Below are 16,341 nucleotides of genomic sequence, written 5' to 3'. Positions count from 1 at the left end.
GCGTACAGCTACACCTTTGCGGCGAGTGATACCGATGTGGGCGATGTACTGACATTGAGCGCGGTGATTAAACCAAGCTGGTTGAGCTTCAATGCGGCTACTGGATTGTTAAGTGGCACGCCCAGCAATGCCGATGTGGGTGCACACCCAGTAACACTGCGGGTGACGGATACGGACGGCTTAACGGCAGAGCAAAGCTTCAGTATCACAGTGACCAACGTCAACGATGCGCCGACGATTAGTTCAACAGCTATCACTGCCGCCACTCAAGATGCGGCGTACAGCTACACCTTTGCGGCGAGTGATACCGATGTGGGCGATGTACTGACATTGAGCGCGGTGACTAAACCAAGTTGGTTGAGCTTCAATGCGGCCACTGGATTGTTAAGTGGCACGCCAAGCAATGCCGATGTGGGCAGCCATGCGGTGACACTGAAAGTCACCGACACGGACGGCTTAACGGCAGAGCAAAGCTTCAGTATCACAGTGACCAACGTTAACGATGCGCCGACCATTAGTTCAACGGCCATCACTGCCGCCACTCAAGATGCAGCGTACAGCTACACCTTTGCGGCTGCGGATACCGATGTGGGCGACACATTAACCTTAAGCGCGGTGACTAAACCAAGTTGGTTGAGCTTCAATGCGGCTACTGGATTGTTAAGTGGTACGCCAAGCAATGCCGATGTGGGCGCGCACCCCGTGTTACTGCGAGTGACAGACACGGATGGCTTAACGGCAGAGCAAAGCTTCAGTATCACAGTGACCAACGTCAACGATGCACCTGTGGCGACAAGTTTAACTGTGACGTTAGAGGAAGATAGTTCTGTGACTATCACCCTTGCGGCAAAGGATGTGGATAACGACCCGCTCACCTATGAAGTGGTGAGTCAGCCAGAATCCGGCACCTTAGAGCAACATGGCACAGTTTGGCTGTATACCCCTGAGAAGGATTTCAATGGAACAGACATGTTTAGCTTTATTGCTAAGGATGCCGAGCTGAGTTCAGAGTCTGCAACTGTCACGATTAACGTCACGCCAGTGAATGATGATCCGCAGGCGGTTGATGACGACTACACCTTAACAAGTACCGCCAATGATATTTATGCGCTGGCGGTGCTCGCGAACGATGTTGATGTCGATGGTGATACCTTAACGATTGATGGTGCGGCTGCGGATATCGGCAGTGTGCAAATCACCAGTGAGGGCTTGAGCTTTACTGCGCCTGAAGCGTATGTCGGGCCTGTGGCGCTTCGCTATACCATCAGTGATGGTAACAAGGGGCGTGCAAGTGCCAAAGTGAATGTATTGATTGAAGGCACTGAGTCGGACAATCAGCCAGTGATCACTTTGCCAGACGATGTCGATATGAATGCGACGGGCCTATTTACTCGCGTTAAACTTGGTTTCGCGAAAGCGGTCGATCGTAATGGTCATCCATTGCCAGTTTCTCTGGTGAATAAGAGTCTATTCTTCGCACCTGGCAGCTACTTAGCTTACTGGCAAGCTGTAGACCGCGATGGCAATAAGGCGATCAAGGCTCAAAAAGTGAAAGTAAATCCACTGATTTCCTTGAGTAAAGATCAGCTTGTGGGTGAGGGCAATGAGGTCGTGGTGAGTGTGCATCTTAATGGCGTCGCACCCGTATATCCACTTTCTGTGCCTTATACCGTTTCAGGCTCTGCAAATAGTAGTGATCATGATTTGGTTGATGGGGTGGTCGAGGTGACATCGGGTCAACAAGCTGAGATCCGCTTTAGAACCTTTGAAGATGGTGAGGTCGAAGGGGATGAGGATGTGCTGATTAGTCTAGACCCTAGCTTGAACTTGGGCAGTAAGCAGCAAACTCAGGTGCTCATCACTGAAGCGAATATTGCGCCTAAGGTGACGTTGGATGTTACCCAAGCGGGAGCGCACCAATTCATCGTGGCGCAAAATGGCGGTGATGTACGCATTAATGCTGATATCAGTGACGCGAATATGCAGGATAGCTTAACGTCAACATGGGCAAGCGGTTCGCTGAACTTACAATCCGATGATGCGGGTATGTTCTTCTCTCCAGTATCTGTCCTGCCGGGCATTTATCCTGTGAGTGTGACTGTCACTGATAATGGTTTGCCAGCGCTGTCTACCACAGAGAAAGTCTACATTGTTGTGCGTTCAAGCTTACCTGTATTGACTGGCGCAGACACGGACGGTGATTTGATCCCTGATGTTCAAGAAGGCTTTACCGATACGGATGGTGACGGTATTCCTGATTATTTGGATGCGGTCAACGACTGTAACATCATGCCTGAAGGTGAATTGCAGCCGGTGTACTTCTTGGCTGAGGGTCAGGCTGGGGTATGTTTGCGTTTAGGCGATATTGCTCTCAGACAAGGACAAACGGGCATGCAACTGTTACCTACTTTGGTGCCTGAAGACAGCATCGCGGCCAATGTCGGCGGTATTTTTGACTTCGTAGCGACGGGATTACCACAACAAGGACAGAGTTACAGTCTAGTGATGCCACAGCGCTCACCGATCCCTGCGAATGCGGTTTATCGTAAGTATCAAGCACAAAATGGTTGGAAAGATTTTGTGATTGATGCGCGCAACAGTGTCGCTAGTAGTGAAGGTGAGCGTGGTTTCTGTCCTCCACCGGGAGACAGCCGTTGGACTGCGGGATTAACGGAAGGTCATTGGTGTGTGCAGTTAACCCTAGAGGATGGCGGTCCAAACGATGACGATGGCGTCGCTAACCGTACTATCGTCGATCCAAGTGGCGTGTCCGTGATACTCAATGGCAACCATCTACCTGTGGCTAATCCAGATGCCGCCTCTTTACCTTGGAATCAGAGTCTCGATGTTGATGTGCTCGCCAATGATACCGATAGCGATGGTGATGCGCTGACCGTCACGCAAGTGACCAGCGAGTTCGGCACCGCCGTCATCTTGGCTAATCAGCAGCTGAGTTACACGCCAGCAACCGATTTCATCGGTACGGATGTGCTGGTATATAGCATTACTGATGGTAAAGGTGGCACCGCAAGTAGTGAGTTGACTGTGATAGTGAGTGGTAATACCGCACCAACGACAGTCAGCGACAGCGCCACAACCGACGATAGAACGAGCTTGCTACTCGATGTGCTGAGTAACGACAGTGATCCAGACGGTAATGCTTTAACGTTAGTCAGCGCTACCGCGCAGCAAGGGGCTGTGTCAGTGGAGTCGAACAAGCTGCGTTATATCCCTAAAGCGGGATTCGATGGCGTCGATACCGTGACGTATCTGATTAGCGATGGGTTGGGCGGTGAGGCAACAGGGCAAGTGTTCATTACCGTTAAGGCCTATCAAGAAGTGGTGATTGATAACAAATCGGGAGGAGGCAGTATGTCCTTGTGGGCATTAGGATTGATTATTACGGCGGGTTTAATCCGCCGCCGTGAATTACATAAAGCGCTCTTGGGGGCTGTGCTGCTCGCAGGCACAGTCAGTCAATCGAATGCGGCTGATAACTGGTATGTCGAGGGGTTTGTCGGGCAAGCTCAGGTTGATAGCAGCAGACGAGATTTACAGCCACAGACTGCAGCTGGCGTAGTGACATCGGTTGATGACAAAGATACCGCGTTTGGCTTAAGTGTGGGTTATCAATGGACTCCCATGGTGGCAATCGAATTAGGCTATGCCGACTTTGGTAATGGGAGTGCGCGGATTGAAGGCGCGAGTCTTACTCCGGCGCAATACCATGAGCAGGTAAAAGCCGTGACCCCCGTATTGGCCGATGGCGTGATGCTGGGATTGCGTTTTACCTTACTGCAGCATGATGCTTGGCGGTTTGAAGTGCCTATCGGATTGTTTAGATGGCAAGCGGATATCAGTAGCACTATGGGCAATAGCCGTTTAACCACAGAACTCGATGGCACTGATTGGTATGCCGGTGTGCGGTTTAGCTATCAAGTGAGTGACGCTTGGTCAGTTGGCTTGGGGTATCAATATGTGGATATTGAGCCGAATGACTTCCTCAGTTATCAGCTCAATTTACGTTATCAATTCTAAACGTAAATGAATAACAAAAAGGGGCTTGGCCCCTTTTTACTATTTATAAACTGCAGAATTTTTTAGGCATACTTTGATGCAGTTCACTTAGGCTGAGCTTGGTTTGTGATGTATCTCGCAAAGGATTTATGGCTTGTCGTTAGGTGTATGCAATAAATTCAGGTTGTAGATTAAAGACAGGATAGTAAGATTGTCACTTACCTTATTTAATTTATCGCTTTTTTATCCAGAGGCAGTTATGTCGCAGCGGCAGAATAAGCCGGAAATATTGCATACCGAAGTTGTCGCGAAAAGCCGATTATTTCAAATTGAGCAAGTGCATCTTAAGTTCTCAAATGGTGTCGAACGCCAATACGAGCGTATGAAAGGCGGCAGCCGTGGCGCTGTGATGATAGTGCCTATTCATCAAGGGCAAATGCTACTGGCGCGCGAATATGCTGCAGGAACCGATAATTACGAGCTCGGTTTTCCTAAAGGTCTTATCGACCCAGGTGAATCGCCAATCGAAGCTGCTAATCGTGAATTGCAGGAAGAAATTGGCTTTGGGGCGAATAAGCTCACGCTATTGAAAGAACTTAGCCTAGCGCCGGGGTATTTCTCCAGTAAGATGCAAATTTTTCTTGCAGAAGATCTGTATGAGAGTCGCCTTGAAGGTGATGAGCCAGAGCCCATTGATGTGGTGCCTTGGGCGCTCGCCGATTGGGAGGCCTTGCTCGATGATGTCGATTTTTCAGAATCCCGTAGTGTGAGCGCGTTGTTTTTAGCGCAAAAATATTTATACCTAAACAGCTAGAAGATGCAGGGTTTAGCGGGAGTTTAACGCACTGAAACTCGTGTATTCAGGTAGCTTGGGTATATAACCTTAAATAATCTTTTTCCTTTTAAGCGTTCAAAGCTGGAACGCTTGCAAAACATTCGCGAACTTTGCGATTGGAGTTGTTATGAAGCCAGAAGAGTTGATCGACGAAGTTATTGCGATTGCGACCGATGCCGGGATAACTATCCGTGACATTTATCTCAAAGGTAATTTTGAGCGAGAAATGAAGTCTGACAATACCCCTGTCACTTCCGCAGATTTAGCGGCGAACAAGATCATTTGTGACCGATTAACTGCTTTAACGCCTGATATTCCTGTGTTATCTGAAGAGGCTGCCGACATTCCGCTGAGCGTGCGTGAGTCTTGGAAGCGCTATTGGTTGGTCGATCCACTCGATGGCACGGGTGAGTTTATTGCCGGCAGTGGTGATTTTTCGGTGATTATTGCACTGGTGGAGCACAATCGTCCCGTGATGGGCGTGGTGTATGTGCCTATGACGCAAGTGTGTTATTACGCGATTGCAGGTTTAGGCGCATATAAACGCACGGATAAACAGGAAGTGCGGATCAGCAGCCGTCAAATCGAGCACCGTGAAAAGGTATCGCTAAGATTGGCCGTGAGTCGCCGTCAGGATCCTCAATCTGTATTGACCCTGTTCAACCACCCTAAACATTGCGAGCTCGTGGTGATGGGCGGCGCAGCGTTAAAGAGTTGTCTTGTCGCCGAAGGTCGAGCCGATTGTTATGTGCGAGTTGGCCCAACGGGCGAGTGGGATACGGGAGCGGCGCAAATCATAGTCGAAGAGGCGGGTGGACAGTTGATGGATACTGAGCTGCAACCGTTAACCTACAATGAGCGCGAGACGTTAGAAAACCCTAACTTTATCGTAGTGGGCGCACCCAACTTAGAGTGGGATAAGATTTTAATAGGTGAATAATTTTCGAATGCAGTCTATACGTCCGGTATTAAAGTCAGAGTTATTCGCGGTTTATCAGCTCGAGCAGGCCATTTTTGGCGAACATAGCTATCCGGATTTTTTCTTCCGTCAGGGATTTGATTGTTGGCCAGAGCAATTTTTAGTGGCCGTAAATGAAGATAATCTGCTGCAAGGTTATTTGCTCAGTGCCCAGAGTAGCGATCCTACCTGTATGTGGATTTTATCTATTGCCGTAAGTGAAGATGCTCGCGGAAAGGGGGTCGGCAAACGTTTGATGCAGCAGTGTTTAGCTGAGTTGCCAGCCGCTGTTGAGCGGGTGTGTTTAACGGTAGACCCGAGTAATTCTGCCTATGGCTTATATCAGCATTTAGGTTTTGTTGATTCGACTTTTGAGGCCAATTATTTTAGCGTTGGTGCAGATAGAGTGGTGATGACTTATCGCAAGTCTTAAACCTCGCTCTCATCTTTGAACCAAACATTAGCCTCAAATAAAAACAGCTTTGATTAAGAATGATTTTTAAATCAAAATAAAAACGGCGTGCTTACTGAGCACGCCGTTTTTATACTCTTTTGTGTGGTCTAATCCCACATACACCGTTCGCTTTACTGAGTGCATCGATTTCGAGCGTCTATCTTTATCTATCAGCCTCAATGATATCCTTCACTATTTACCCACTACTGTACGTAAAACAAACTTATTTTGAACGTTGTTTTTTATTTTAACTGCTGTTAGTCTCTTGCTATCCAACTGGGAGTGAGAGCTATGGCCAGACGAAAAGAACACAGCCATGATGAAATTCGCGCGATGGCAATACAAGCGGCAACTGAGTTACTGACCGAGCAAGGTGTTGTCGGGCTTAGTTTACGCAAAGTGGCCAGCCAAATTGGCTATGTCCCTAGTACCTTGATCAATATTTTCGGCAGTTACAACTATTTGCTACTAGCCGTTTCTGAGTCAACGCTTAGGGCTTTACATGACAGATTAGCGGGTGTTTGTGCGGTTGGCAGTTTACGTAAAATCATTGCAATGGCGTGGGAGTATAGTCAGTTTGCCCATGAGCAGCGCCAAGCTTTCAAGCTGGTTTTTGAGTTGCAATTACTCGATTCTGAGCCGCTACCGCAATCACAAGGACAATTGATTGCAGGATTATTCACACTGATTGAACGTGAGTTAGCGCAGCTCTTCCCAGAGGCGACACCGGAGCAGCATCTCAGTATGAGCCGTGTGTTGTGGGGGGGGATTCATGGGCTAACTGCTTTGTCCCTCGATAATAAGCTCTTTGCTGAATCGTTATCACTGCGGGATTTACTCGAGAGCCATGTGCAGGCTTATCTACAAGGAATGGGTTACCAGAGGGAACTATCATGCTGCTAACAAAACGTTTTTTACCTTATTTTGCGACTCAGTGCCTCGGCGCCTTGAATGACAATATCTATAAAAATGTGTTGCTGCTGTTAGTGACCTTCAGCCAAGTCAAAGATTTACCCATAAGCGTCGATATGTTTGTGAATTTAGCCGCTGGGGTGTTCATCCTGCCGTTTTTCCTGTTTTCGGCCCACGCAGGGGTGGTTGCCGATAATATGGATAAGGCCAAACTTATCCGTCGATTGAAATTACTCGAAGTTATTATCATGTCCTGTGCCGCTATCGCGATAGTGAGTGAGAACTACATGATGATGTTATTACTGTTATTTTTAACAGGTAGTCAGTCGGCTTATTTCGGCCCGGTCAAATATTCCTTGTTACCCCAAGCGTTGAAAGAGGACGAGTTAGTCACAGGTAATGCGTGGGTTGAAATGGGCACTTTTCTCTCTATTCTGGTCGGCACGTTAAGTGCGGGGATCTTAGTTTCTGAAGTCAACGGTACGCTTTGGGCCGCCATTACCGTTTCCGTATTGTCTTTAGCGGGATATCTATCGAGTCGCGCCATTCCTGCTTTACCACCGCAGGGCGTCATCGAAAAAATACGTTTCAGGCCGTTATCGGGCACTTGGCGCAGTATTAAAAAAGCGCGTCAAACACCTTCAATCTGGATGGCGATCCTCGCTATCAGTTGGTTTTGGTTTTTAGGCGCGACCTATCTGACTCAATTCCCTAACTTTGCCAAGCTGCATCTGCATTCAGGCGCGACTGTGGTGTCGTTATTGTTGGGCATGTTTTCCATCGGGATTGCCGTTGGCTCCTTCGTCTGTGAACGTTTTTCCTACGGTCATGTGGAACTCGGTTTGCTGCCATTTGGGGTATTGGGGTTAACTATCTTTGGTGTCGATTTGCTTTGGGCTATTCCACCTGCGCCAGTGGATGCTGGTTTTGTCTATGGATTAAAAGCCTTTATTGCCGAGTCGCAACATTATCGGGTGATGCTAGATTTCTTTATGATCGGCGTTAGCGGCGGGCTGTTCATCGTCCCCTTATACGCCTTTATTCAGTCCCGTTCGGCTAAGGGTGAATGTGCTCAGGCGATTGCTGCTAATAACATTATGAATTCTCTGTTTATGGTGGCTTCAGCGCTGTTATCTATGTTGTTGCTGGGCGTAGCGGGTTGGACGATTCCGCAGTTATTCCTGTTGCTTGCCGTAATGAACTTTGTCGTCGCCCTTTATGTTTATTCGCAAGTGCCAGAATTTACTCAGCGATTTATCAGTTACTTACTTAGCCATGTTATGTACCGCGTGACTGTAACTGGCCGTGAAAAAATTCCGAAGGAAGGGGCTGGCATTATAGTCTGTAACCATGTGAGTTATGTGGATGCATTGATTATTATGGGAGCGTCGACACGGCCAATCCGCTTTGTGATGGATAAATCCATTAGCGAAATTCCTCTGCTGAAGTATGTGTTCCGCCACGCTGGGGTGATCCCTATCTGTTCGCCTAAGCAAAGTGAAGAGACCTATAATCGTGCCTTCGAGGCAATTCATGCGGCGCTCGCCAATGGTGAGTTGGTGTGCATTTTCCCTGAAGGGCGACTCACGCCTGACGGTGAACTTGGCGATTTTCGTCCTGGAATCGATAAGATCTTAGCCAGAGATCCTGTGCCTGTTATTCCAATGGCATTACACGGATTATGGGGCTCTTACTTTAGCCACAAGGGCGGACATGCCTTAGCTAAAATGCCCGAGCGTTTTTGGTCAAGGGTGTCGGTAGATTTAACGGATGCCGTCGATGGCAAGCTTGCGAATAAGGATTCTTTGAGAGTCCAAGTGGCGAGCCTGCTGGGTAAATCTTAAATCCGTTATGTCAGTGTGAAATAAAGTGATAACCGCGAAGCTAATGTTCGCGGTTATCTTATTTTAGGGTGGCGATTTATCGTGTCTGATAGCTATCCAGCCACTCATGCATGGCTTGGTGCGAGCCTTTAAAGAGCACTCGTTCCGACTTTTTCTCTAATTGGTATAGGTACATAGGGTCGTAATACTTATGTAATAACAGGTTTATCCAAACTAAGTGCAGCGAAGTGTCATTCTGGTTGATTTGCTGATCGAGTGCTTGTTGCAGCAAATCTTGCAGTTCTTGATGCTGCTTCCCGCCTAAACGTTTGCGAATGCTCACTAAACTTTGCAATAGATAGTCGCTAAATGCCGCAAAACCCGCTTCTGCCCCTAGGCGCTCACAGAAGCCACTATACATTTTATGCACATATTCATTGCGTAAGCGTTCGAGCCTCGCATCGTCCGACTCTTCTAGCACTAAGACATTGGCGGCTTGCATGGCATTGTAAAATGTCTGCGGCAGTGCCGAGCGCCCAATCAGGAAACTTTCATCTTCGAGCAGTAAACAGGCTGCGTCACTCGTTTGGTGCTGTAGCAAAGCAATGGCGAGTTGATTTTCAAAGTTAATCTGCGTTGGCTGTGGGTCGATATTCTTACCAAAGCTAGAGCCTCTGTGATTGGCTATCCCTTCAAGATCAACTGCTTCTTTACGCTGCAGTAGAAAATCGGTTTTACCGCAGCCCGTCATCCCGCTCAAACTCAATAACGGTTGCTGAGTCGGTGCCGCTTCAATCACGCCAATCAGATATTGGCGCAGGGCCTTATAGCCACCTTGAATATAAGGGACTTCTACACACGCTTCTTTAAGCCATTGTTGCGTGAGTTGCGAGCGTAAGCCGCCACGAAAACAATAAAGGTAGGCGTTGGGGTTGGCTTTCACATAGCTTGCCCAAGCTTCGATTCTCTGTTGCTTAATGGGGCCATTAACCAGTGAATGACCCAATGCAATCGCGGCTTGCTGACCTGATTGCTTATAACAAGTGCCGACTTTTTCCCTTTCACTATCCAGCATCAAGGGTAAGTTGGTCGAGTTGGGAAACGCACCTCGAGTAAACTCTATGGGGGCTCGCACATCCATGATGGGATGTTGATTGAGAAAAATTTCCCGATATTGTTCTGCAGCGACGATCGCGTTTGGCATCAGTACAACACCACATTCGCTTCAGTGGTGGGTGTTTCCAGTGATCCAATGCAAATTGGGGCGATGTGATGCGCATCGAGTAGGGCAATTAATTCCGCTTCGGCTTCGGCCGAGACGGCAACTAGCAGGCCACCACTGGTTTGCGGATCGCACAGAATCGCTTTTTGATGCTCGCTGAGCTCGGGGAGATGCTCGCCATAACTGTCGTAATTTCGGTGAGTCCCGCCAGGAACGCAACCTAAGGCTAAGTAATCTAAGGCGCGTGGCAGTAACGGCACCGCATCAAATTTGAGTTTTGCCGTGAGCTTGGCACCTTGGCACATTTCGAGTAAGTGTCCCGCCAGTCCAAATCCTGTGACATCGGTCAGGGCGTTTACGCCGCTAATTTTGGCAATCGTCGTGCCTATAGTATTCAGCTGGCACATAGCATTAACCGCAATGTGACTGTCTTCATCTTGGAGTTTTTTCTGTTTTTGCGCCGTAGTTAAAATGCCAATGCCGATAGGTTTAGTGAGATATAAACGATCGCCCGCTTTAGCAGTATCATTCTGTTTTAAGTCAGTTAACGCAATTTGTCCCGTCACTGCGAGCCCAAAAATCGGTTCAGGCGCATCTATGCTGTGGCCACCGGCTAGCATGATCCCGGCTTCCATACAGGCTTGTCTGCCGCCATCGACCACTTGTTGTGCGACTTCTGCAGGTAGCTTATTGATTGGCCAGCCTAAAATAGCGATCGCCATGATAGGTGTGCCGCCCATGGCATAAATATCACTGATTGCATTGGTCGCAGCGATGCGGCCAAAGGTGAAGGGATCGTCAACAATTGGCATGAAAAAATCGGTAGTGCTGATGATGCCTATGTCGTCATTGAGTTTATACACTGCGGCATCGTCACGGCTTTGATTGCCGACCAGCAGATTAGGATCAGTAAACACGGGTAACTGCGAGGCCAAGATAGTGCTGAGCACTTTAGGGGATATCTTGCAGCCACAACCTGCACCATGACTATATTCTGTTAGTTTGATTGATTCTGGAAGTGTAACTGGGGAATCTGACATGATCTCAACAGCCTATTTAAGTGATTAAGGCATCATCATAATCAGATACGGCCACCATGCAAGGTGGCCGTATGACTTTCGGGCAGAATTGTGGTTTAGCTATAAGTTGCGGTCAGGCTGCGCCAATGTTTTTGCTGGACTAAGAAACGCGCCTTTAGCTCTTCAACTTGTTGTAATAGCTGCTGATCGACAAGTTGCTTGCGCTTGGCCTCAAGCAAGGTTTTCTTTGCTTGATAGTAATCCATTAAGTGCAGCTTGAGTAATTCATACTCAGCTTGGACTTTTTCAATAATTTCATCGGCATTGGGTAAGTGCACGACTTTGTTCTTGGTCCGCAGCAGCTGCATCTGCAAGCGTGCGCTCTCGATACGTTCCTGTGGACTCGTACGCAAGTCCTTGGCTAACCCCAACCAAGATAATGACTTAATCAACCATTTAGTTGGATCGTAGTGCCACCATTTAATGCCATTACGATAGTCATTTTCGAAGATGTGATGGAAATTATGGTAACCCTCACCGTAGGTCAACATGGCGAGAAAGCCATTATCGCGGGCAGTGTTCTTATCGGTATAAGGCTGGCTGCCCCACACGTGGGCTAAAGAGTTGATGAAGAAAGTGCAGTGATGCACCACCACTAAACGCAGTAAACCCGCCATCAATAACATAGACAGTACGTCGCCGTTCAGCCAGCCGAGCAGGGCAGGCAGTCCAATGTTCATCAGCAAAACGAGTGCAAGGTAATGTTTGTGTTGCCACATAACGATACGGTCATTTTGCAGATCACGCACATTTTGATAATCATGATAGCGTTGCGACTGATATTCACGCAGCATCCAACCGATATGGCTGTACCAGAATCCCATTTTGGCTGAGTACGGGTCTTTGTCGTTGTCGTCTACGTGCTTGTGGTGAATTCTGTGATCGGATGCCCAATGTAATGCACTGTTTTGTAATGCTAAAGCACCGCCGAGTGCATACATAAATCGCACGGCTGGATGAGCTTTATAGGCCTTGTGTGACCACAGTCTGTGATAACCTGCGGTGATCGACAAACCACTGGCAAAGGCTAAGACAATAAAAGCGATCCATTCACTGGCACCGTAGCCGTGAACAATACCGCGCCATGGAACTAAGATCACCGCACTGAGGAAAGTGATGGCAAACAGACTGACATTAAGCCAGATGATAGGGGGTTTTTTCATTATAGGTTTCCAAAATTCGCTTTTGAGCGTACATCTGTAAGCTAATTTAGCCTAGCTATATTGTTTGGTCAAGGACGATGGGGCTGTGTTTAATGCCTAAAAGCGGTATTATCGCGTCATTACATTCAGTTAGCGGATTTAAGAATGGGTATTCGAGCACAGCAAAAAGAGAAAACTCGTCGAGCTTTAGTCGATGCGGCCTTTAATCAGCTAAGTGCTGAGCGCAGTTTCTCAAGTCTGAGTTTGCGAGAGGTTGCTCGGGAAGCCAATATTGCGCCGACATCTTTTTATCGCCATTTTAAAGATATGAACGAACTCGGTCTCACTATGGTGGACGAGGGTGGGTTAACACTCAGGCAGATGATGCGCAAAGGCCGTCAGCGAGCCGAAGCCGGTGGCAGTGTGATCCGTATTTCTGTTGATACTTTTATGGAAGTGCTTGATTCTAATCCAAACGTATTCCGTATCTTATTACATGAACGTTCAGGAACCTCGGCAGCGTTCCGTGCGGCGGTTGCCCGCGAAATTGAACATTTTATTTCTGAATTGGCTCACTATACTGAAGCGAAAGCGGGCCGAACTCCGTTATTAGCTCGGGCACAAGCAGAAGCCTTAGTCACTTTGGTGTTTAACGCCGGCGCTTCCGCATTAGATATGAAACGTGCCGATCGCAAAATCCTTGCCGATCAATTAGTCATGCAACTGCGTATGGTCGCCAAAGGCGCCGAGGCTTTGCAGCATAAGGTTGAACACCGGTAATCTGAGTTACATGCACATCAGCTGCTAAAAATAATGGAGCCTGAGGCTCCATTATTTTTAGTGAATTTATGTTTGAGTTCTAGCTACGTTTAACTGCTATGCAGTCGAGCTTAATGCATTTGAGGTGACTAACGACGCTCCAGTAGTACACCTGTTTCCATGTGGTCGGTATAAGGGAACTGATCAAACAAGGCGAAGCGAGTGACTTTATGGGTTTCGTTCAGTTGCTGCAGATTGTCTTTTAAGGTTTCAGGGTTGCAGGAAATGTATAAGATCCGCTCGTAACCTTGTACTAACGCCAACGTATCAGGATCAATCCCTGCGCGTGGTGGGTCGACAAAAATGGTGTTGCACACATAGCTGTCGAGATCGATACCTTCTAAACGTCTAAAGCTGCGTTTCTTCGCCATGGCATCGCTAAAGTCTTCAGCCGACATACGAATAATCTGCAGGTTCTCAATACCATTCACTTCGATATTGTATTGCGCCGCATCGACTGAGGGCTTAGCGAGTTCGGTGGCCAATACGCGATTAAAGTTTTGCGCCAGTGCGATAGAGAAATTGCCATTACCACAGTAGAGCTCGAGTAAATCCCCTTCACTCTCCTGAGTCGCATCGATAGCCCACTCCAACATTTTTACGGAAACTTTGGCATTCGGTTGAGTAAAGCTGTTCTCGATTTGCTTATATAAGAAGGTTTTATCATTCACTTGTAATGACTCGACCACAAAGTCTTTATCTAAATCGATTTTCTGCTTACGGGCACGGCCGATGATGTTGACATTAAACTGGCTGCTTAACTTGGCTTTTAGTGCAGTCGCATCGGCGCGCCATTGGTCATCAAGCTGTCTGTGATAAAGCAAGGACACTAAGATCTCGCCGCTTAAGGTCGACAAAAAATCCACTTGGAACAGTTTATGTCTTAGACTAGGATTCGGTTTTAGTTCGGCGATTAAGGCCGACATCATTTGATTGATGAGCACGCTGGCTGGCAAATATTGATCGCATCGCACTTTCTCATTCAATACTTTATCGAACATGTAATAGTATAAGTCGTCACCGTCATGCCACATGCGGAATTCAGCACGCATACGGTAGTTGGCAGGCTCTGAGGCAAAAACTTCAACATTCGGTGTTTCAAATTGGGCAAAGGCTTGTTCTAGCTTGATACGCTTGTGTTCTAACTGCGTATCATAAGTCTGAGGGTCCATTGCTGCTAAGTTCATTGTTTGATTCACCGTTGCTGTAAATTGGGGCGCAAATATTATACTAGGTGACACGAATGTCCAGCATCTTGCTTTTGCTGTTTACGCAAAGCTATGGGAAAATCCGCGCACTTGAATGTGGTTCTATGGTATTTGGCTGGATTCCGTCGGTAAAGCAGCCATCGAATCGTTAATGCGTCCAATCTGTATAGTTTATTTATATATCCGAAACGGGAGACCCGCTTGTCGCGACCTATATTAGTGTTTGATTCAGGGATTGGTGGCCTATCCGTATTGGCCGAAATCCGCAAGAGTTTGCCCCATAGCGATTATTGTTATCTTTTCGACAATGCTAGGTTGCCCTATGGCGAGTTAGAAGAGCAGGTATTAATTGCTGGCTGTGTCGCATTAGTATGTGATCTTGTAGCTCGCACCAATGCAATGATAGTGGTCGTCGCCTGCAATACCGCGAGCACTGTTGTGCTACCGGCATTACGTGCAAACCTCAGTATTCCTGTTGTGGGCGTTGTACCCGCTATCAAACCGGCGGCACAGATGTCTAAGAGTAAACGCATTGGACTCTTGGCTACCCCTGGCACAGTTAAGCGTCATTATACCCATGAGCTTATCAGCCAATTTGCCGATGATTGCCATGTCGAACTCTTTGGTTGTTCTGAACTCGTCATGATGGCGGAGCAGAAAATAGCGACAGGTGAAATGGACATGCACAGACTGGCAGATTTACTGGCGCCAGTCGTTGCCGCGCAATTGGATGTTCTCGTACTGGGTTGTACTCACTTCCCGATGATCAAAGCTGAATTACAACAAGTGCTCGGTGCGGGCGTAACGCTAATGGATTCTGGCGCTGCGATAGCTAAGCGAGTCGTGACTCTTTTAACGCAACAGAATCTTATTGTGGAGGAGCGCAGAGTAACAAATGAGAGAGAAGCAGTAGGGGAGTCAGTAATGCAGGCGTTCTATACTAAAGCGGAAATCAGTGAAGGCTTAACAACAACATTAATTGATTGTGGCTTTTCAACTATCGAACGAATCACCACAACCAACTAAATTTACAACGTCAAACAAAACAGTTTAAACGGCAATACTACTCGTCAGTACCAGTACGGTCGGCAGCTTCCGAATCTTGTGTTTTTGCTTCTCTTACTTTTAAGGTTCTTTCTTGGAAGCTATAGTCATTCAGTTTAACCATGGCTTTCTGAGCGCCAGACTCTGACATCTCCACAAAACCAAAACCTTTACGACGACCAGTCTTACGATCTCTGACTAAACGCACAGAGTTTACTGGGCCAAACTCACCAAACAATACTTTTACTTCACCTTCATGGACACGATAAGGCAGGTTACCTACATATAAGGTCATAGTAGGACCAACATATTGTTCTTCTGTAGCATGAGATGATGAAGTCTCTGGAACAAGTTTAAAGATAAGGCTAGTCACAATAACGCCTGCAACGAAGGCAATATAAGCCGGCAGCGTAGGTGCAAACTGAAATAGCACAAAGGCGCCAACAATGGCGACAATCAAAACAATAAGAAATGACTTTTGCATAAGAATGCTCTCTGATGAATGGAAAATTGATAAATAACTGTTAACAGCAAGTATATGGTAATGAATTATTTACTTTTACACTAGACCATTGCTGAAATATTGAGCGTGAATTATCAATTATTAGCTAAAAAAGCTGACTTATCTCCGATAAATAAGGTCTACAAGCTAAAAAATGGTCATAACGTTTAAAATATCGACGTACGATTCAATGATCGCTAAAAAGCCCTTGCGGACTTTCTCAATCTCCCTATAATGCGCATCCACTGACACGGCAGACAGCGTAACGCAAGTTAAGCAAAGAAAGCCAAGCAGTTCATCGGTTAGCGAGCTAAGCGATGAGTGTT

At 47.2% G+C, this 16,341-nt stretch carries 13 protein-coding genes; 8 read left to right on the top strand and 5 right to left on the bottom strand.

What is annotated here, in order from left to right:
- The 6 genes from MO387_RS20300 to MO387_RS20275 all read left to right on the top strand — a co-directional run.
- Window positions 1-4,038: Ig-like domain-containing protein (locus tag MO387_RS20300; RefSeq protein ID WP_242326480.1), on the top strand; the 4,038-nt coding region annotated here is incomplete at its 5' end.
- Window positions 4,039-4,276: 238 nt separating this feature from the next.
- Complete coding sequence (gene nudE, locus MO387_RS20295; RefSeq protein WP_107950102.1) at window positions 4,277-4,831, top strand: ADP compounds hydrolase NudE; 555 nt, start codon at window positions 4,277-4,279, stop codon at window positions 4,829-4,831.
- 148 nt (window positions 4,832-4,979) lie between these two features.
- Window positions 4,980-5,792, top strand: a complete 813-nt coding sequence (gene cysQ / locus MO387_RS20290; RefSeq protein WP_006083628.1) for a 3'(2'),5'-bisphosphate nucleotidase CysQ — start codon at window positions 4,980-4,982, stop codon at window positions 5,790-5,792.
- A 7-nt stretch (window positions 5,793-5,799) separates the two neighbouring features.
- A complete protein-coding gene (locus tag MO387_RS20285) occupies window positions 5,800-6,243 on the top strand; it encodes a GNAT family N-acetyltransferase (RefSeq protein ID WP_242326479.1) in 444 nt (147 codons plus the stop codon).
- A gap of 312 nt (window positions 6,244-6,555) precedes the next feature.
- Window positions 6,556-7,167: a TetR/AcrR family transcriptional regulator gene (locus MO387_RS20280; protein ID WP_226060320.1), complete on the top strand. Its 612-nt coding sequence runs from the start codon at window positions 6,556-6,558 to the stop codon at window positions 7,165-7,167.
- Window positions 7,158-9,020, top strand: a complete 1,863-nt coding sequence (locus tag MO387_RS20275) for an MFS transporter (RefSeq protein ID WP_012588816.1) — start codon at window positions 7,158-7,160, stop codon at window positions 9,018-9,020. Before MO387_RS20280 ends, MO387_RS20275 begins: the two co-directional genes overlap by 10 nt.
- 76 nt (window positions 9,021-9,096) lie before the next feature.
- Here MO387_RS20275 and mnmH read toward each other — a convergent pair whose 3' ends face one another.
- The 3 genes from mnmH to MO387_RS20260 all read right to left on the bottom strand — a co-directional run bounded on the left by mnmH (window position 9,097) and on the right by MO387_RS20260 (window position 12,463).
- Window positions 9,097-10,203 carry a tRNA 2-selenouridine(34) synthase MnmH gene (mnmH, locus tag MO387_RS20270; RefSeq protein WP_242326478.1) on the bottom strand — a complete coding sequence of 369 codons (1,107 nt, stop codon included), beginning with the start codon at window positions 10,201-10,203 and terminating at the stop codon, window positions 9,097-9,099.
- Window positions 10,203-11,261 carry a selenide, water dikinase SelD gene (selD, locus tag MO387_RS20265; protein WP_006087518.1) on the bottom strand — a complete coding sequence of 353 codons (1,059 nt, stop codon included), beginning with the start codon at window positions 11,259-11,261 and terminating at the stop codon, window positions 10,203-10,205. The genes mnmH and selD overlap by 1 nt, the downstream gene beginning before the upstream one ends.
- A gap of 95 nt (window positions 11,262-11,356) precedes the next feature.
- On the bottom strand, window positions 11,357-12,463 hold the full coding sequence (locus MO387_RS20260; protein ID WP_006087519.1) for a fatty acid desaturase: 1,107 nt from the start codon (window positions 12,461-12,463) through the stop codon (window positions 11,357-11,359).
- A gap of 144 nt (window positions 12,464-12,607) precedes the next feature.
- Between MO387_RS20260 and fabR the strand changes: the two genes are divergently transcribed.
- Window positions 12,608-13,222 (top strand): HTH-type transcriptional repressor FabR, encoded by a 615-nt coding sequence (gene fabR, locus MO387_RS20255; protein ID WP_006083621.1) that lies wholly within the window; start codon window positions 12,608-12,610, stop codon window positions 13,220-13,222.
- Between the two features lie 128 nt (window positions 13,223-13,350).
- On the opposite strand, the gene trmA is transcribed toward fabR, so the two are convergent.
- Window positions 13,351-14,448 (bottom strand): tRNA (uridine(54)-C5)-methyltransferase TrmA, encoded by a 1,098-nt coding sequence (gene trmA / locus MO387_RS20250; RefSeq protein WP_107946256.1) that lies wholly within the window; start codon window positions 14,446-14,448, stop codon window positions 13,351-13,353.
- A 222-nt stretch (window positions 14,449-14,670) separates the two neighbouring features.
- Between trmA and murI the strand changes: the two genes are divergently transcribed.
- Window positions 14,671-15,495 carry a glutamate racemase gene (murI, locus tag MO387_RS20245; RefSeq protein WP_107946257.1) on the top strand — a complete coding sequence of 275 codons (825 nt, stop codon included), beginning with the start codon at window positions 14,671-14,673 and terminating at the stop codon, window positions 15,493-15,495.
- Window positions 15,496-15,532: 37 nt separating this feature from the next.
- On the opposite strand, the gene MO387_RS20240 is transcribed toward murI, so the two are convergent.
- Window positions 15,533-15,997, bottom strand: a complete 465-nt coding sequence (locus tag MO387_RS20240; RefSeq protein ID WP_006083618.1) for an RNA-binding protein — start codon at window positions 15,995-15,997, stop codon at window positions 15,533-15,535.
- Window positions 15,998-16,341 lie beyond the last annotated feature (344 nt).

Source organism: Shewanella sp. N2AIL (assembly GCF_022690845.1).
GTDB classification, from domain to species: Bacteria; Pseudomonadota; Gammaproteobacteria; order Enterobacterales; family Shewanellaceae; genus Shewanella; species Shewanella baltica.
The sequence above is the reverse complement of the archived record's forward strand: the minus strand, read 5'-3'. Positions and strand labels throughout refer to the sequence as shown.

What these genes read in the sequence shown, in the direction of transcription:
- nudE (WP_107950102.1), top strand. Translation starts at nt 4,277, where the DNA reads ATGTCGCAGCGGCAGAATAAGCCGGAAATATTGCATACCGAAGTTGTC.
- cysQ (WP_006083628.1), top strand. Translation starts at nt 4,980, where the DNA reads ATGAAGCCAGAAGAGTTGATCGACGAAGTTATTGCGATTGCGACCGAT.
- MO387_RS20285 (WP_242326479.1), top strand. Translation starts at nt 5,800, where the DNA reads ATGCAGTCTATACGTCCGGTATTAAAGTCAGAGTTATTCGCGGTTTAT.
- MO387_RS20280 (WP_226060320.1), top strand. Translation starts at nt 6,556, where the DNA reads ATGGCCAGACGAAAAGAACACAGCCATGATGAAATTCGCGCGATGGCA.
- MO387_RS20275 (WP_012588816.1), top strand. Translation starts at nt 7,158, where the DNA reads ATGCTGCTAACAAAACGTTTTTTACCTTATTTTGCGACTCAGTGCCTC.
- mnmH (WP_242326478.1), bottom strand. Translation starts at nt 10,203, where the DNA reads ATGCCAAACGCGATCGTCGCTGCAGAACAATATCGGGAAATTTTTCTC.
- selD (WP_006087518.1), bottom strand. Translation starts at nt 11,261, where the DNA reads ATGTCAGATTCCCCAGTTACACTTCCAGAATCAATCAAACTAACAGAA.
- MO387_RS20260 (WP_006087519.1), bottom strand. Translation starts at nt 12,463, where the DNA reads ATGAAAAAACCCCCTATCATCTGGCTTAATGTCAGTCTGTTTGCCATC.
- fabR (WP_006083621.1), top strand. Translation starts at nt 12,608, where the DNA reads ATGGGTATTCGAGCACAGCAAAAAGAGAAAACTCGTCGAGCTTTAGTC.
- trmA (WP_107946256.1), bottom strand. Translation starts at nt 14,448, where the DNA reads ATGAACTTAGCAGCAATGGACCCTCAGACTTATGATACGCAGTTAGAA.
- MO387_RS20240 (WP_006083618.1), bottom strand. Translation starts at nt 15,997, where the DNA reads ATGCAAAAGTCATTTCTTATTGTTTTGATTGTCGCCATTGTTGGCGCC.